This window comes from Synechococcus sp. A15-24, from assembly GCF_014280195.1.
GTDB lineage: Bacteria > Cyanobacteriota > Cyanobacteriia > PCC-6307 > Cyanobiaceae > Parasynechococcus.
In genome coordinates this window covers 2161916-2176863 of the sequence record NZ_CP047960.1, presented here as the reverse complement: position 1 = coordinate 2176863, position 14948 = coordinate 2161916, and the positions used below count along the sequence as shown (strand labels likewise).

The 14948-nt window shown below is 60.7% G+C and carries 12 protein-coding genes and 1 pseudogene; 9 read left to right on the top strand and 4 right to left on the bottom strand.

What is annotated here, in order from left to right:
• Nucleotides 1–4: 4 nt before the first annotated feature.
• The 3 genes and pseudogenes from SynA1524_RS12200 to SynA1524_RS12190 all read right to left on the bottom strand — a co-directional run bounded on the left by SynA1524_RS12200 (nucleotide 5) and on the right by SynA1524_RS12190 (nucleotide 3149).
• A pseudogene (locus SynA1524_RS12200) lies at nucleotides 5–1940 on the bottom strand (4Fe-4S binding protein).
• A gap of 37 nt (nucleotides 1941–1977) precedes the next feature.
• Entirely contained in the window at nucleotides 1978–2883 is a 906-nt protein-coding gene (locus SynA1524_RS12195; RefSeq protein WP_186498299.1) for an oxidoreductase, read from the bottom strand.
• A gap of 8 nt (nucleotides 2884–2891) precedes the next feature.
• Entirely contained in the window at nucleotides 2892–3149 is a 258-nt protein-coding gene (locus SynA1524_RS12190; RefSeq protein ID WP_186498298.1) for a hypothetical protein, read from the bottom strand.
• A 54-nt stretch (nucleotides 3150–3203) separates the two neighbouring features.
• Between SynA1524_RS12190 and SynA1524_RS12185 the strand changes: the two genes are divergently transcribed.
• The 7 genes from SynA1524_RS12185 to SynA1524_RS12155 all read left to right on the top strand — a co-directional run bounded on the left by SynA1524_RS12185 (nucleotide 3204) and on the right by SynA1524_RS12155 (nucleotide 10444).
• Nucleotides 3204–3656 carry a protein phosphatase gene (locus SynA1524_RS12185; RefSeq protein WP_186498297.1) on the top strand — a complete coding sequence of 151 codons (453 nt, stop codon included), beginning with the start codon at nucleotides 3204–3206 and terminating at the stop codon, nucleotides 3654–3656.
• Nucleotides 3653–4276 (top strand): 2OG-Fe(II) oxygenase, encoded by a 624-nt coding sequence (locus tag SynA1524_RS12180; protein ID WP_186498296.1) that lies wholly within the window; start codon nucleotides 3653–3655, stop codon nucleotides 4274–4276. Before SynA1524_RS12185 ends, SynA1524_RS12180 begins: the two co-directional genes overlap by 4 nt.
• Nucleotides 4277–4478: 202 nt before the next feature.
• Nucleotides 4479–7223: a valine--tRNA ligase gene (locus tag SynA1524_RS12175; RefSeq protein ID WP_186498295.1), complete on the top strand. Its 2745-nt coding sequence runs from the start codon at nucleotides 4479–4481 to the stop codon at nucleotides 7221–7223.
• Nucleotides 7224–7227: 4 nt separating this feature from the next.
• Complete coding sequence (locus tag SynA1524_RS12170) at nucleotides 7228–8202, top strand: ABC transporter ATP-binding protein (RefSeq protein WP_186498294.1); 975 nt, start codon at nucleotides 7228–7230, stop codon at nucleotides 8200–8202.
• Nucleotides 8202–8999 carry an ABC transporter permease gene (locus tag SynA1524_RS12165; RefSeq protein WP_186498293.1) on the top strand — a complete coding sequence of 266 codons (798 nt, stop codon included), beginning with the start codon at nucleotides 8202–8204 and terminating at the stop codon, nucleotides 8997–8999. The genes SynA1524_RS12170 and SynA1524_RS12165 overlap by 1 nt, the downstream gene beginning before the upstream one ends.
• Nucleotides 8999–9787, top strand: coding sequence for an ABC transporter permease (locus tag SynA1524_RS12160; RefSeq protein WP_186498292.1), 789 nt, complete (start codon nucleotides 8999–9001; stop codon nucleotides 9785–9787). The genes SynA1524_RS12165 and SynA1524_RS12160 overlap by 1 nt, the downstream gene beginning before the upstream one ends.
• 33 nt (nucleotides 9788–9820) lie before the next feature.
• On the top strand, nucleotides 9821–10444 hold the full coding sequence (locus tag SynA1524_RS12155; RefSeq protein ID WP_186498291.1) for a TVP38/TMEM64 family protein: 624 nt from the start codon (nucleotides 9821–9823) through the stop codon (nucleotides 10442–10444).
• On the opposite strand, the gene SynA1524_RS12150 is transcribed toward SynA1524_RS12155, so the two are convergent.
• Nucleotides 10420–10590 carry a hypothetical protein gene (locus SynA1524_RS12150; protein ID WP_186498290.1) on the bottom strand — a complete coding sequence of 57 codons (171 nt, stop codon included), beginning with the start codon at nucleotides 10588–10590 and terminating at the stop codon, nucleotides 10420–10422. The genes SynA1524_RS12155 and SynA1524_RS12150 overlap by 25 nt on opposite strands.
• A 141-nt stretch (nucleotides 10591–10731) precedes the next feature.
• Here SynA1524_RS12150 and SynA1524_RS12145 point away from each other — a divergent pair, with 141 nt between their 5' ends.
• Nucleotides 10732–12453: a choice-of-anchor I domain-containing protein gene (locus SynA1524_RS12145; protein WP_186498289.1), complete on the top strand. Its 1722-nt coding sequence runs from the start codon at nucleotides 10732–10734 to the stop codon at nucleotides 12451–12453.
• A 469-nt stretch (nucleotides 12454–12922) separates the two neighbouring features.
• Nucleotides 12923–14914 carry a bifunctional metallophosphatase/5'-nucleotidase gene (locus SynA1524_RS12140; protein ID WP_186498288.1) on the top strand — a complete coding sequence of 664 codons (1992 nt, stop codon included), beginning with the start codon at nucleotides 12923–12925 and terminating at the stop codon, nucleotides 14912–14914.
• Nucleotides 14915–14948 lie beyond the last annotated feature (34 nt).

Sequence of the window (14948 nt, the reverse complement as noted above, 5' to 3'; positions counted from 1 at the left end):
GGCATCAGAAGGCCACCAGCCAGCGTCCAGCGCAGCTGATTGATAACAGCACCATGCTGCAGCTCAGCCAGCCCCAGAACTTTGCGGTTGAGAGCCGTCGGGCCAAAACCACAGCGCCAGCCCAACCGATGCTGATGACCAGGGTCTGACAAAACGCCAGCACATGGGAATCAGCCGACCAACGGGGCCAGCCGCTGGGCAACACGGTGCCAGCTTCCAGCATTCCCATCGGAAGATGACGTGCGAGGAGCAGGGCCCAGAGCAGGGGCAGCGCTGCCAAAAACCAACGTCGGTTTAGCCACAGCCCGGCTGTAGAGGGGAGAGCAAGAGCAAGCAGGGCGAAACTCAGCCGTGGCAAGAGCGGACCCTCCTGCAATGACGCTGGTGCCAAAGGCAACCAGCTGAGCAGCTTTTCCCAGTGATGCAGTGTGATTCCCCCAGCAAGCACCAGGATCAGCCCCCGCTCGCCATCTGGGCTCCGCATGTCTTTCTGCACATCAGCGGCAGGGGGCCTCAGACGCAGTTGCACCGATCGGTTTGGACAGGCTTGGGTGCAGGTCATGCACAGAACGCAATTGCGGTTGTCACTGAGGTGAGCCGGGTGCGTGCCCAATGGACAGCCCTCCGTGGCGAGCCCCTCTCCCTTGGGCTGGACCTCCCTTGAAGCAGGCGTAGCTGCTGCAGCTGCCACCGCAGGTGCCGGCTTCAGCCCTCAGTTCCAGCATCGAAAGTTTGGCGAACAGGCCGTTCATCCCTCCCACGGGACAGAGGTAGCGGCACCAAAACCGTTTTTCGAACAGCAGCGATCCGACCACAGCCCCTGCTGTGATCAGCAGCAGCAGGCAACTGCTGAGCCAGGCGGTGTTTTCAAGATTCCACACCTCCTCCCAGATCAGGATCAAGGCAAACCCTGCTGCGAGCAGGTTTGAGGCCCAGCGATCGGTGTCGCCATGGGGCCAGAGCCGCTTGCGCCATGGGGTCAAACGCTGGGCGATCTGCCCCCAAACCATGAAGGGACAGATGGCACACCAGAGCCGACCCACCAGGGGGTAGCTGATCAGGATCAAGGGCCACCACCAGGCCCAGAACAGTTTCAGCATCGGGTTGTCGGCACGTGCCTGGGGCCCAAGCCAGAGCGCCAGATTCACCGCAACGAACAACCAGCTCACCAACCCGAACAGCAGTCCATTCCAGAGCTGGGGGGCCCGCATCCACTGGCGCAGCTCTGGCTTCCAGCGCCACAGATCAAACCTGGCCTTTTGGTTCCGATTGCCCGTCCAGAACACTGCCTCGGGAAGCATGGTTGGCAGTTCTCCAGCGGACGACTGTTGCCGGGCCTGACGGGGCGCTCGATCCACCAGGGTCTCCAGTTCGCGCAGGTTGTTGGCTAAGTCATGGTTCTGCAGCCTGCGGACCACCGCATCCGGCACCGCGGGGGGCTGTTCCCACCCCAGACCAGAGCTCTGCAGCCGGACCATGTAGCGAATCCAGTCCCCCACCAGGTCCTCCCCGCGCACCCGCAGGGGTGGAACTCTGATCAGTTGTGCAATCCCATCGTGGCAGGACAGATGGGTTTCGCTGGTGAACAGAACGCGGGCGGTGAACTGTGGTGATTCACCCCGCGCCATGGAGATCAAGCGTTGCTGCACGGCCGGTTCCAGGCGATCGATGCCGCTCACCAAAAGGGAGGAGTCCAGCAGGTCATCCAAAAGCAGTCGGCCATTGCCCTGGAGATCTCCAGCATCCAGGCGCACAAGCAGCCGGCGACGGCGCTCGGAGCCGTAATGCACCAGCGCAGCAAGGTTGTCTTTCTCCAGTCCCGGTTCCCCCCTGACCAGCAGAGGTCGGTGCTCGGCATCCTTGGCTGCCTCCAGCAAGGCCTGCCGAAGCCGATGGGCGTAACGGCTCGATCCCACAACGCCACGGCGGGCTCGCCCCATCACGTATGGAATCAACCGCCCGATGGCGGTGGGCTGGTCAGGCACTGATCAGCCGTTCGCTGAGTTGCCAGAGCCGTTGACGCTGCTCACGGTCGAGGGCGGCTGGAGCGATGCGGCAGCGGGTTGGGTGGCCGCGCATTCCCCCCAGTTGGTCTGGGCCGTAGTGCTCTCCCCCCTGCGCTGTCGCGGCTGTAGCGGCATGCAGCTGAGGTAAGGCGCCCATGGCAGCGCTTTGGAACAGGGGATCCATCAGGCGGTATGCCACAGCCTCCAGACGGTTGCCGCCACTGGCGATCGCTGTTGGCTGCAGATCCGTACGAGCCAGGCCGGGGTGGGCTGCCAGAGAGCGGATGCCGCCGCCTTGCTTCTGCTGCCGTGCCTCCAGTTCCAGGGCGAACATCACATTGGCCAGCTTGCTCTGGCTGTAGGCGGCGTAGCGGTCGTAGCCCTGTGCCCAGCTGGGGTCAGTCCAGCGAATGCGTCCGAAGTACTGGGCGCCGGAGGTCACGGTCACCACGCGGGCATCGTTGCGACCCTGCATCAGCGGCAGCAGTTTTAGGGTGAGGGCCATATGGCCCAGGTGGTTCACGCCCAGTTGCAGCTCATGGCCCTGAACGGTCAGCTGACGCGGTGGGGCCATCACCCCGGCGTTGTTGAACAGCAGATCCAGGTGGCCGTAGCGATCACTCACCTCGGCTGCAGCACGCTGCACACTGTTGAGGTCCGCCAGGTCAAGCTCCAGCAGATCCAGGCCGGTGAGCCCCGCTTCCAGCAGCTGCTTCCGTGCCGTTTCGGCTTTGCGCCGGGAGCGGCAAGCCATGATCACCGTCGCCCCGCGAGCGCTCATGGCGCGGGCGGTGGCCAGGCCCAGACCGCTGTTCGCTCCTGTGACAAGCGCAACTCTCCCCTCCTGGGAGGGGATGTCGTCAACGGTCCAGACCATGGCTCGGTTCAGTCTTCGGGGAACAGCAGCTCAGCCAGCTCATCGGCATCCACGTCATAGACGCGGGCCAGGCTGGTCTCGATCGCACTAGTGACTTCACCGGGGAGGAAGCGCATGGCATTCAGTGCGTCTTCGGTGATGTCGTCAGTGAGCAATTTGTCGTCACCGTCGAGCTTCTCGTCGTTGATCACCGCCATCACCCAGCTCTGGTAGGCGTAGACCAGATCGGAGAATTCAAGTTCGGGATCGTTGAGATCCAGGGCCATGGGGGAAGCAGCCGGTTCGTCCAGTCTGACCTCTCGCAGGAGAGGATGAGTGTCATGGATTCCGCTGATGCCACTGGCCTGCAGGCCACCCTGTTCGATTTCGCCATCGGCGAGTTAGTGAAGCAGCACCGCGAGAGCTTCCAGCCGTTGTGGACGGTGGACAGCTGGGTGAAGCTGCTAATCTGGTTGTCGCTCAACTGTGGGTGCTCTGGACATGAGGCCGGGATGGCCCGTTTTGTTGAGGCCCTTGGCTCCACTGTGACCACGCGCATGCGGCGAGTGTTCTTTGAGCGGGAGCTGGAGGACCTCGATTTGCAGGTGATGGCCGATCCGGCAGAACAGCAGGTTTTGGTGCTGCCGATGGGACCTGGTGTCCCCCTGGATCTCGATCGGGCCGCGGCGGTGATCGAGCAGGTGCAATTGCAGGACCATGTGGTGGCTGACCGGGTGCGCTGGCAGCAGCTCGATGCGGTGGTGGCCGTCCCGCGCCTGGAGACAGCGGTATGAATCTGATCGGGCGCTACAGCAATTCCGGCTACCTGTCGGTTGCCGATGCGGTGCGTGACTTCTTCGAACGCCGTGTGGATTTGCAGCGGCCCGGCGTGGCCTTCGTGCCGGAGGGTGAGGGGGAACCGGCGAAACAGAGCACTGACATCAGCCTGGTGGCGATTGATCGCTTGGAACCGGAATCCTTTGCTCTGTCGCAACTGATCCTTCGTGGGGTGACGGCCGGCCTGGAGCGTTATCTGAAGGAGCGGCCCCTGTTTCGCGATTGCTGTCCGGAGCAGAGCCTGTTTGTGAATCCGATCTTCAACCTTCAGCACTACGCCCCCGGGGAGGGCTTCAAGCGCTGGCACTGCGACTGGATGATCAGCGATGAGGCCACTGAACCCGTCCACCGGGTGCTGGCCTGGATTCTCTATTGCAACGACGTGGATGAAGCTGGGACCGAGTTCCACTGGCAGGACCACCACGAACCGGCGGAACGGGGCAAGTTGGTGATCTTTCCGGCTGGTCCGTCCCACATTCATCGCGGACGGGTCAACGAGAGCGCCCGAAAGCTGATCGCCACCGGCTGGATCAACGCCGGTCGCCAGGAGGACTATCTACGGCGTCTCGCCCGTTGAGCTGGGCTCATCCTCTGGGGTGACGTCCTCCGCTTGAAATTGATTGCTCGTGCAACCTGCGCAGAGGACTGCAAGGGTGATGCCCAGGGTCAGATTCCGGGTCCGGATCGCACCCATGCCGTGACCTCGATATTGTGGTTTAGGGCCTTTCGTCTGAACGAACAGGGCTTTGCGAGCATGGCCCACTCATTGCACCGCTTCCGTGCCCGAACTGGCCAAGACCTACGATCCGGTTGGTACGGAAGCGTGCTGGCAGCAGGCCTGGGAAGACCAGGGAGCCTTCCATCCTGATCCCAAAGCACCCGGTGAACCGTTCTCGGTGGTGATTCCGCCGCCGAACGTGACCGGCAGCCTGCACATGGGCCATGCCTTCAACACAGCCCTGATCGACACGATCGTGCGCTCCCAGCGCCTGGCTGGGAAAAACGTTCTCTGTCTGCCGGGCACCGATCACGCCTCGATCGCCGTGCAGACGATTCTCGAGAAGCAGCTCAAGGAGGAGGGCAAGACCCGTCACGACCTCGGCCGCGATGCCTTCCTGGAACGGGCTTGGCAATGGAAGGCCGAAAGCGGTGGCCGGATCGTGGGCCAGCTGCGGCGTTTGGGTTATTCCGTGGATTGGCAGCGCCAGCGCTTCACCCTCGACGAGGGCCTGAGTGAGGCGGTGAAAGAGGCCTTTGTGCGCCTGCATGAGCAGGGGCTGATTTACCGCGGTGAGTACCTGGTGAACTGGTGCCCCGCCTCCGGTTCGGCGGTGAGCGATCTGGAGGTGGAGATGAAGGAGGTGGACGGCCACCTCTGGCATTTCCGCTATCCGCTCAGCAGCGGCGATGGCCATCTGGAGGTGGCCACCACTCGGCCCGAAACGATGTTGGGTGACACGGCGGTGGCGGTGAATCCCACCGACGAGCGCTATGCCCATCTGGTGGGCCAGACCCTCACGCTGCCGTTTGTGGGCCGTGAGATTCCGATCGTGGCCGACGACCACGTGGAGAAAGACTTCGGCACCGGCTGCGTCAAGGTGACGCCGGCCCACGACCCCAACGATTTTGCCATCGGCCATCGCCACGATTTGCCTCAGATCACGGTGATGCGCAAGAACGGCACGATGAACAAGGAGGCCGGCCAGTTCGAAGGGCTTGATCGCTTCGAGGCCCGCAAGGCTGTGGTGGCTGGCCTGGAGGAGCTGGGCCTGCTTGTGAAGGTGGAGGACTACCGCCACAGCGTTCCCTATTCAGACCGCGGCAAGGTGCCGGTGGAGCCGTTGCTCTCCACCCAGTGGTTTGTCAAAACCGAGCCCCTGGCGGCTCGCTGCCGCGAGGCCCTCGAGAAGCAGGATCCCCGCTTCATCCCAGAGCGCTGGGAGAAGGTGTATCGCGATTGGCTCACCGACATCCGCGACTGGTGCATCAGCCGTCAGCTCTGGTGGGGCCATCGCATTCCCGCCTGGTTCGTGATCAGCGAGACCGGCGGCAAGTACACCGACACCACGCCCTATGTGGTGGCCCGCAACGAAGCCGAAGCCCTGGCGAAGGCCAAGGCGGAGTACGGCGCGGCGGCGGAGATCGAGCAGGACGAAGACGTGCTCGACACCTGGTTCTCCAGTGGCCTCTGGCCCTTCTCCACCCTGGGTTGGCCTGATGCCGATAGCGCCGACCTGCAGCGCTGGTACCCCACCAGCACCCTGGTGACGGGCTTCGACATCATCTTTTTCTGGGTGGCACGGATGACGATGATGGCCGGCGCCTTCACCGGTGAGATGCCCTTCCAAGACGTGTACATCCACGGCCTGGTGCGGGACGAGCAGAACCGCAAGATGAGCAAAAGCGCCGGAAACGGCATCGATCCGCTGCTGCTGATTGAGCGTTATGGCACCGATGCCCTGCGCTTCGCCTTGGTGCGGGAGGTGGCCGGTGCGGGGCAGGACATCCGCCTGGACTACGACCGCAAGACCGACACCTCCGCCACGGTGGAGGCCTCGCGCAACTTCGCCAACAAGCTCTGGAACGCCACCCGCTTCGCTCTGATGAACCTGGGCGGCGAAACGCCGGCCCAGCTGGGGGATCCTGACCCCGCGGCCCTGCAGCTGGCGGATCGTTGGATCCTCTCCCGCCTGGCCCGGGTGAACCGGGAGACGGCCGAGCGCTACAGCAGCTATGGCCTGGGTGAAGCGGCCAAGGGGCTTTACGAGTTCGCCTGGAACGACGTCTGCGACTGGTATCTGGAGCTGAGCAAGCGCCGTCTCAACCCCGGTGAGAATCCTTCAGCAGAGGCTCTCGCCGATCAGCGGGTGGCCAAGCAGGTGCTGGCCAAGGTGATCAGTCAGATGCATCTGATGTTGCATCCACTGATGCCCCACCTCACCGAGGAGCTCTGGCACAGCGTGACGGGTGAGTCGGAAACCACCTTCCTGGCCCTGCAGCCCTGGCCGGTGCTGGACGAGAGCGCTCTGGATGATGCCTTGGAAGCCTCCTTTGCTGAGCTGATCGCTGCAATCCGTGTGGTGCGCAATCTGCGCGCTGTGGCGGGGCTTAAGCCCTCGCAATCGGTACCGGTGCGTTTCGTCACCGGCCGCGGCGAGCTGGCGGCGGTGCTCAACCAGGGCACGGCTGACATCACGGCCCTGACGCGGGCGGAGTCGGTGGCGGTGATGGCGCCGGCAGAGGCGGATGCAGCTCCGGTGGCCAAGGCCCTGGCGGGGGTGAGCGGTGAGCTGCAGGTGCTGCTGCCGATCGAAGGCCTGGTGGATCTCGATGCGCTCAAGGGCCGCCTCGAGAAAGACATCGCCAAGGCCGAGAAGGAGATCAAGGGCCTGGCGGGCCGGCTGGGCAACCCCAACTTCGCCGATAAGGCACCGCCGGAGGTGGTGGCGGAATGCCAGGCCAACCTGGATGAGAAGCAGGCCCAGGCCGATCTGGCCCGCAAACGCCTGGCGGATCTGAGCTGAGTCGGTGATTCAGGTTGAGGGGCTGAGCAAGACTTACCGGGTTGCCGAGAAGCAGCCCGGCCTGGCTGGCACCCTGCGCCATTTCATTCGCCGCCGCACCCGGGATGTGACAGCGGTGCAGGACGTGTCCTTCCGGATCGAGCCCGGCGAGATGGTGGGCTTTCTTGGCGCCAACGGCGCTGGCAAAACCACCACCTTGAAGATGCTCTGCGGCCTCATTCACCCCAGCGCTGGGGAGGTGCAGGTGGCGGGCTTCAGTCCGCAGCGCCGTCAGGCGGAGTTCCTGCGGCGGATCACCTTGGTGATGGGTCAGAAACAGCAGCTGCTCTGGGACCTGCCGCCGATGGATTCGTTGCGGGTGAATGCGGCGGTGTACGGCATCCCCGATGGCGTGGCCCGGCGACGGATCAGTGAGCTGGCTGATCTGCTGGAGCTGGGGGAGGAGCTCACCCGGCCGGTGCGCAAGCTCTCCCTCGGTCAGCGGATGAAGGCCGAACTCCTGGCGGCGCTCCTGCACGAGCCGCAGGTGCTGTTCCTCGATGAACCCACGCTGGGGCTGGATGTGAATGCCCAGGCCAGGGTGCGCACATTCCTGGCTGACTACAACCGCCGCACAGGAGCCACTGTGCTGCTCACCAGCCATTACATGGCCGACATCACGGCCCTGTGCCCCCGGGTGCTGCTGATCCACCAGGGACGCTTGTTTCACGATGGGCCGCTGGACTCCCTGGCTGAGCAGCTGGCGCCGGAGCGCGAGGTGCGGTTGGAGTTGGAATCTCCTGTTGATCCCGCGGTGTTCGCGGGTTTGGGGAGGCTGGAGCTGATCGATGGCTGTGATGTGCGGCTCCTGGTTGCAAGGGATGAGCTCACCGCCGTGGTGGCCCAGCTGCTCGAGCGCTTTGCGGTGCGCGATTTGGATGTCACCGATCCACCGATTGAGGAGCTCATCGGTGGGCTGTTCCGGCAGGGGCGCGTCTGATGCGGATCTTCGGGCTGAATCGGCGGATCATCCGCGTGCTGCTGGGTTGCCAATACGCCCACATGCTCGAGTACCGCGCCGAGATCGCCCTCTGGGCGCTTTCCGGAGTCTTGCCATTCATCATGCTGAGCGTCTGGAGCGGTAGCGACGCGCGTTCAGGGCTAGGTCTCGATGGAGTGGCCCTCGATCGCTATTTCCTCAGTGCCTTTCTGGTGCGCCAGTTTTCGGTGGTTTGGGTGGTGTACGACTTTGAGGATGATGCTCTGAGCGGTCGGCTTTCGCCCTACCTGTTGCAACCGCTGCACCCGCTCTGGCGCTATGTGGCGGCGCACCTCGGGGAACAGCTCACCCGTTTGCCTTTTGCCGCTCTGATCGCTGCCGTGTTCTTTGCAGTGCAGCCGCAAGCCTTCTGGTTGCCGTCGTTGGGGGGCTTCCTGCTGGCCTGGCTGGCCATCTGGATGGCTTTCGCCATCGCTTTTCTGTTCCAGAGCCTGATTGCAGCTCTGTGCTTCTGGAGTGAGAAGGCCAGTGCCTTGGAGCGGCTCCAGTTCATTCCCTTCCTGTTCCTGTCCGGTCTGTTGGCGCCGCTCACGGCCTTCCCGCCGGCGGTGCGGGCCTGGGCCCAGTGGACCCCGTTCCCCTATTTGATCGATTTCCCGGCTCGGGTGTTGGCAGGCCAGCCGGTGGATCTGTTGGCGGGTTTTGGGGCGCAACTGGCCTGGATCGCGTTGTTGTTGCCGTTGGTGCTGCTGCTCTGGAGGGCCGGGGTGCGTTATTACAGCGCCATGGGGGCCTGATGGGGCGCTACTGGCGAACCCTGCGTCGCTTCTGGGGGACGGCCCTGGCCTCACAGCTGGAATACCAGGCCAACGTGCTGATCGAGCTGCTGGCGGTGGCGATGAGCCTCAGCGGCAGCCTGTTCCTGCTGTCGCTCTTCTATGGCCCCGATCAGACATTGGGGGGCTGGAGCTGGGCCCAGGCCCTGATGGTGCAGGGGCTCTACACGGTGTTCGACGGCATGGCCACCACCTGGTTGCGCCCCAACCTCGGGGCGATCGTCACCCATGTGCGTGAGGGCACCTTGGATTTCGTGCTGCTCAAACCGATCGACAGCCAGTTCTGGCTGTCGCTGCGCACTCTGTCGCCGGCGGGGCTGCCGGAGATCGGTCTGGGGCTTGGGCTTTTGGCTTGGGGCAGCCATCAGGCCGGTGTGGTGCTCAGTCTGTCTGCGCTTTTCACCCTGCTGGTGATGCTGCTGGCCGGTGGCTTGATCCTCTATTCGCTCTGGTTCCTGATTGCCGCCACCAGCATCTGGTTCGTCAAAACCTGGAATGCCACTGAGGTGCTGCGGGCTCTGCTGGCCTCCGGCCGTTATCCCCTCAACGCCTACCCGCCGGCCCTGCGCCTGCTTTTCACCCTGGTGCTGCCGGTGGCGTTTCTCACCACGGTTCCCGCTCAGGTGCTGCTCGGTGAAGCCGCCGCACCCATCCTGCTGGCGGGCCTGGCTCTGGCGGTGCTGTTCTTTGCGGCGGCGCGGGCTTTCTGGCTTTTTGCCCTGCGCTTCTACACCTCAGCCTCCAGTTGAGTGCCATGCTCCGCCGAGTGGGTGGGTGTCCAATTGATCTCCCTGGTTCAGCACTGGCTCCCGGATGCGTTGGAGCTACTTCGCTCCCCGCTGGGGGCGGTGGCGTTCATTCCGCTCTATGCCCTCTGGGTGACCTTGCTGCTGCCGGGGGTGTGGGCCTCGATGCTGGCCGGGGTTCTTTATGGCACCTGGCTTGGCAGTGGCCTGGTGTTCGTTGGCGCCAGCCTTGGGGCGGTGGTGGTGTTCCTGCTTGGTCGCACGGTGCTGCGCGACTGGGCCCAGCGCCGATTGGAGCAGCTCCCCAAGCTGCAGGCGGTGGAGCGGGCCGTCAGCAAGGAGGGGCTGAAGCTGGTGTTGCTGACGCGCTTGTCGCCGGCTTTCCCCTTTTCACTGCTGAATCTGGCCTATGGCCTCAGCGAGGTCTCGTTGCGGGATTACAGCCTTGGGTTGATCGGGATTCTTCCGGGCACGGTGCTGTTCTGCGGACTTGGCGCCCTGGCCGGTGATGTGGCTCGGTTTGGTGAGGTGCTGGCCGGTGAGGCAGATCCGATCACCTGGGCTTTGCGGGTGGCGGGTGTGCTGGCCACGATCGGTGTGGTCGTTCTGGTGAGCCGTGCTGCACGCCAGGCGCTTCAGGAGGATGAGTCGCCGCTCTGATCCGTGTTGGGCAAGGGCCAGTCACGCAGGGCGGCGATCAGCACAAACCAGATCAGGCGCAGGCGCGCAAGAACACCTGGGCGCGCTGCAAGATCGGCCAATTTGGCTCTGCCGCAGTCGGTTTTGATCCAACGGTGCAGTTCCATCAGAAGAAAGAAAAGATCAAGAATGTTCGACTAGTGCGCAACGAACATGTCCCGCAAGAGAGCTTGACCAGATCTTAAACCTGTCATAAATCTTTCTTTCCTTATGAATGGCATTTTCACTTCGGGTACGTCTTTTTTTCCGTGATCAGCGACAAAATTATCAGCCCTTTGCAATCGGTTAACCCCGGTGGAGCTGAAAAGGTTGATTGGGACCCTTCGGCTAAAACCGCTTTCGTTATCACCGGTGAGTACACCGATGACAAAGGTGGCCAGGTTGTAGCAGTTGATTACTCCAATGGTTACGACCAGGGAGTAGTTGTTGCTGAGTATTATCTGGAAGGCGACGTCTCCGACGTTCGCGTGAGCTCAAAGGGTTTGGTCGCGGCCTCTGTTTTCGATCGCGACACCCGCGAGGGCAAGGTTGAGTTTTTCAACTACGAAGCAGGCGAACTGATCAGTCGCGGTTCTGTTGACGTTGGCTTCCAGCCTGACCAGCTGTCCTTTACGAAGAACGGCCGCAAGCTGGTTACTGCCGATGAGGGAGAGCCTCTGGATTTCTACGGCTCCGATGAGTCAGGTCAGAACCCCCCAGGAAGTATTTCAATCATTGACATCAATAACAAGAAACCCTCTAAGTCTGCCGTTGATATCCTCTACTTCACAAAGAATAACAGTTATTACCAGAACAATGGTGTACGGATGTATGGCCCTGAGAAAGAGGGCAATAACAACTTTGCACGTATCGACCTCGAGCCTGAGTACGTCGGAATTACCGGTAATAAGACAGCTCTTGTTGCGTTGCAGGAAAACAACGCTTTGGCTGAAGTCAACCTGAAGAAAGGAAAAATCACCGGCGTCTTCGGCCTTGGTTATAAGGATTGGTCTGGTATCCCCTTCGATACCACCGATAGGGATGACGGGTACAACCCCACTGTTAAAGAAGGCGTGACAAGCGCACGGATGCCGGACGGCATCGATACCTTCAAGATCCAGCTTGGTGGTAAGAAGCAAATTCTGTTCATCTCCCCCAATGAGGGTGATGGCCGAGTTCGCCCAGATGATGTCAACTTCGAAGCTGAAGCTGACGGTGTTTACTCCTACGGAACGAACTCCACTGGCGCCGAGATCGATTCCTTTGTCGATCCTCTCAGTCTGACTGAAACGATCTACGTCTACGATCAAGCTGGTATTGGCTCCGAGGGAGATTTTGAAGCTGAAGAAGGTGATGAATTCTTCATCACCAAGAAGTACGGTGTCAGCTCGGATGATGAGTTCTGGTCTGATGAGGTTCGTGCCGGCAAATTGGAAGACTTCGGTGATGTGAGCAACTACGACTCACAGATCATCGCTGAGGGTCGCCTGAAAACCCTGGCTGATCAGAACGACCCTGTTACCGGCAGCCTCGTCGGTTTTGGCGGCCGTGGCTTCTCCATTCACAACAATGAGGGTGAAGTCGTTTACGACTCTGGCAATCTCACCGAAGAAATTGCTGCTGAACTCGGCTACTACCCCGACGGCCGCAGCGATGACAAGGGAACCGAGCCTGAAACCGTTGAGTACTTCTCCTTTGGCAAGAAGAAGAACAAGCGTCACTACATCGCAGTGGCATTGGAGCGTTGCTACAATAACGGCGATGAAGATGAGCTCGGAACGATTGTTCCCATCTTTGAGGTTGTTGACATCAATGCGGCAGACAACGATGACCGCGTTAAGCACGTGGCCACTCTCCAATCCCCTGAATCCCTGTCCCCAGAAGGTCTGCTCTTCGTCAACGACACGAAAACGAGCGGTCACATGTTCGTGACCAACGAGGTGTCCCGCACTCTGGACACCTACGCCATCAGTCAGGCTGATCTGGGCTGATCAAATAGAGCGAATCTCTTCAACCCCTTGCATCAGCAAGGGGTTTTTTTATGCATAATAATTTCTATGACTAGAGTTAGATAAACGTGTAAAGCTGCTGGCTACTTTTACGGATTGAACCTTGTAATGCGTAAGACAGCATTGTGTGCTCCGTGCAACAAGGACTGAAGAATCCTGCGAAAATTTCATCTAATATTAGTTTTCGATTTATTTTTAAATCATGGCTTTTCAGCTTCAGCTGATTCACAGCTCTGACAACGAGTCCAACTTCAAGGATGTCAATACACTTGAGGACAAGGTTGTTAATTACGCAGCCATCACTGATGGCTTGCAGGATGAAGCTGCAGCGCAGGGTTGGGCCAGCCTTCATGTCACCGCTGGAGACCACACCCTTCCTAATCTCTTTTATTCTGCTAGTGAAACTACAGAAGGTAAGCCTGGCTTAGCGGATATCAAAATTTTCAATGCCATGGGCGTGAAGGCCAATGGCATTGGTAACCATGAGATGGATGGGAACATCGGTGAGTTCATCGACATGGTGAATGCATCGGAGTACGTCCATCTGTCCGCCAACCTCGACTTCAGCTCCGTTGTTGATACGGACGGCAATGCCGCTCCTTTCGTGAGCTACGCCGCCGGTGAGCCCGCTCAAAGCGTTGAAGACTTGGCAGGCAAGATTGCACCCTCCGCTTATATCGAAATCGACGGTGAGCAGATTGGTTTGATCGGCCGTTCACCCAGTGAAATGTTCTCCCTGGTCGCCGATGGCAACCTGCCCGGTCTGGACTACATCGGTGGCACCAGTGGTGAGGGAACGGCTCGGGAACCAGTGCTTGAGCCGCTCCCCCTGATTCAGGCGGAGATCGATCGCCTCACCAATCAAGGTGTGAATAAAATCATCTTCATTGATCACGCTCAGGACTACACCGATCAATCCGTTCTTCCTGCGGAATTGGATGGTGTCGATGTGATCATCCAGGCCGGCATGACCGGTTACATGTCCGCTGACACCCCCAGCGGTCCGTTCAACCTGCTGCGTACCGAAGAAGCCGGCAATCCGATCACGCATAACTACCCTCTGCAGTCGGCTGATTCCGAGGGCAACACCGTTCTGATCACCAACACCGAGCAGATCTGGCGCTATGTGGGCCACCTGTTGGTGAACTTCAACGACAACGGTGAGATCACCAGCTACGACGCCGACAACAGCGGCCCTGTGCCCACGAACGATGAGGGTTTAACCGCTCTCCGTGCCTGGACCTCCGGCGACGCAGTGGCTGATCCCGTTGTGGTGAGCACCTACGAAGCTCTTCTGGCGACAGATGAGGTGGAGGCCGCCTTCGCCGAAGTCGGCACCACCAACGACAGCCTCAATGGCGTTCGCGCTGATATCCGCAGCCGTGAAACCAACCTGGGTCGCCTTGCTGCTGATTCAACGCTCTGGTATGCCAACGAGTACCTCGCAGAAATCGGTGAAACGAAACGTGCTGATATCGCCCTGAAAAACGGCGGCGGCATTCGCGACACCATTGCTGGTCTTTCCCCGATTACCAAGCTGCAGGTGAACGCCGCTCTGGCGTTCGATAACCAGCTCACCATCATGGATCTCACCGGCGCTGAGTTCCTGGCCATTGTTGAAAACGGCGTCAGCCGGGCGCCGGCACTGGATGGGCGTTTTCCACACTTTGCCGGTGTTGAGCTGGAGTTCGTCACCTTTCGCCCCGGCGTGGAAGAGGCGCTGTCTCTCAGTGAAACCAGCCGTGTGGCCAACCTCACGGTGACCCGGGATGACGGCAGCACCGTTGAGCTGGTCGAGGACTTCGCCGTGAACGACGCAGCACTGGAGGAAACCTTCACCCTGGCCACGAACAACTATCAAGCCGGTGGTGGTGATGGCTATCAGGCCTTTGTTCCGCTTCAGGACAAGATCGAGACCGTCATTGGTGAGCAGGAAATTCTGGCGACCTACATCGCTGAGGAACTCGGTGGCGTTGTCGACATCAAGGACGCTGACGTCATTGCTTCTCCCCGCTCTGTTCTGCTCCGTCCCAGCCAGGCCGATCTCGTGGACCCCGCTGATGAAATCATGGGTACGCGCGGCAATGACCAACTCGTAGCTACACGTACTGGCAGCGCACTTCAAGGTCTCCGTGGTGACGACATGCTGAAGGGCCGGAAAGCTGATGACCTGCTCGATGGCGGTTTCGGTGATGACAAGCTCCGCGGGCGCGGCGGCGCCGATGTTTATGTCGGCTCAGCTGGCAAGGATAAAATCATGGGCTTCAGTTTTGAAGAGGGTGACGTGATCGCCATCGATGAGTCGATCGGCTTTGAAGTGTCCCAGCCCAGCAACCCTGAGCGGAGCATCAAGATCATTCACGACGCCGGTACGATTCTCGTTAAAGGCATCACCGCTGATCAGGCGATTGACCTTCAGAATGCAATTCAGATCACGGTCTGATTAACAGCGTTCAATGATTTCTGCCCCCTTTTAG

What these genes read in the sequence shown, in the direction of transcription:
- SynA1524_RS12195 (WP_186498299.1), bottom strand. Translation starts at nt 2,883, where the DNA reads ATGGTCTGGACCGTTGACGACATCCCCTCCCAGGAGGGGAGAGTTGCG.
- SynA1524_RS12190 (WP_186498298.1), bottom strand. Translation starts at nt 3,149, where the DNA reads ATGGCCCTGGATCTCAACGATCCCGAACTTGAATTCTCCGATCTGGTC.
- SynA1524_RS12185 (WP_186498297.1), top strand. Translation starts at nt 3,204, where the DNA reads ATGGATTCCGCTGATGCCACTGGCCTGCAGGCCACCCTGTTCGATTTC.
- SynA1524_RS12180 (WP_186498296.1), top strand. Translation starts at nt 3,653, where the DNA reads ATGAATCTGATCGGGCGCTACAGCAATTCCGGCTACCTGTCGGTTGCC.
- SynA1524_RS12165 (WP_186498293.1), top strand. Translation starts at nt 8,202, where the DNA reads ATGCGGATCTTCGGGCTGAATCGGCGGATCATCCGCGTGCTGCTGGGT.
- SynA1524_RS12160 (WP_186498292.1), top strand. Translation starts at nt 8,999, where the DNA reads ATGGGGCGCTACTGGCGAACCCTGCGTCGCTTCTGGGGGACGGCCCTG.
- SynA1524_RS12150 (WP_186498290.1), bottom strand. Translation starts at nt 10,590, where the DNA reads ATGGAACTGCACCGTTGGATCAAAACCGACTGCGGCAGAGCCAAATTG.
- SynA1524_RS12140 (WP_186498288.1), top strand. Translation starts at nt 12,923, where the DNA reads ATGGGCGTGAAGGCCAATGGCATTGGTAACCATGAGATGGATGGGAAC.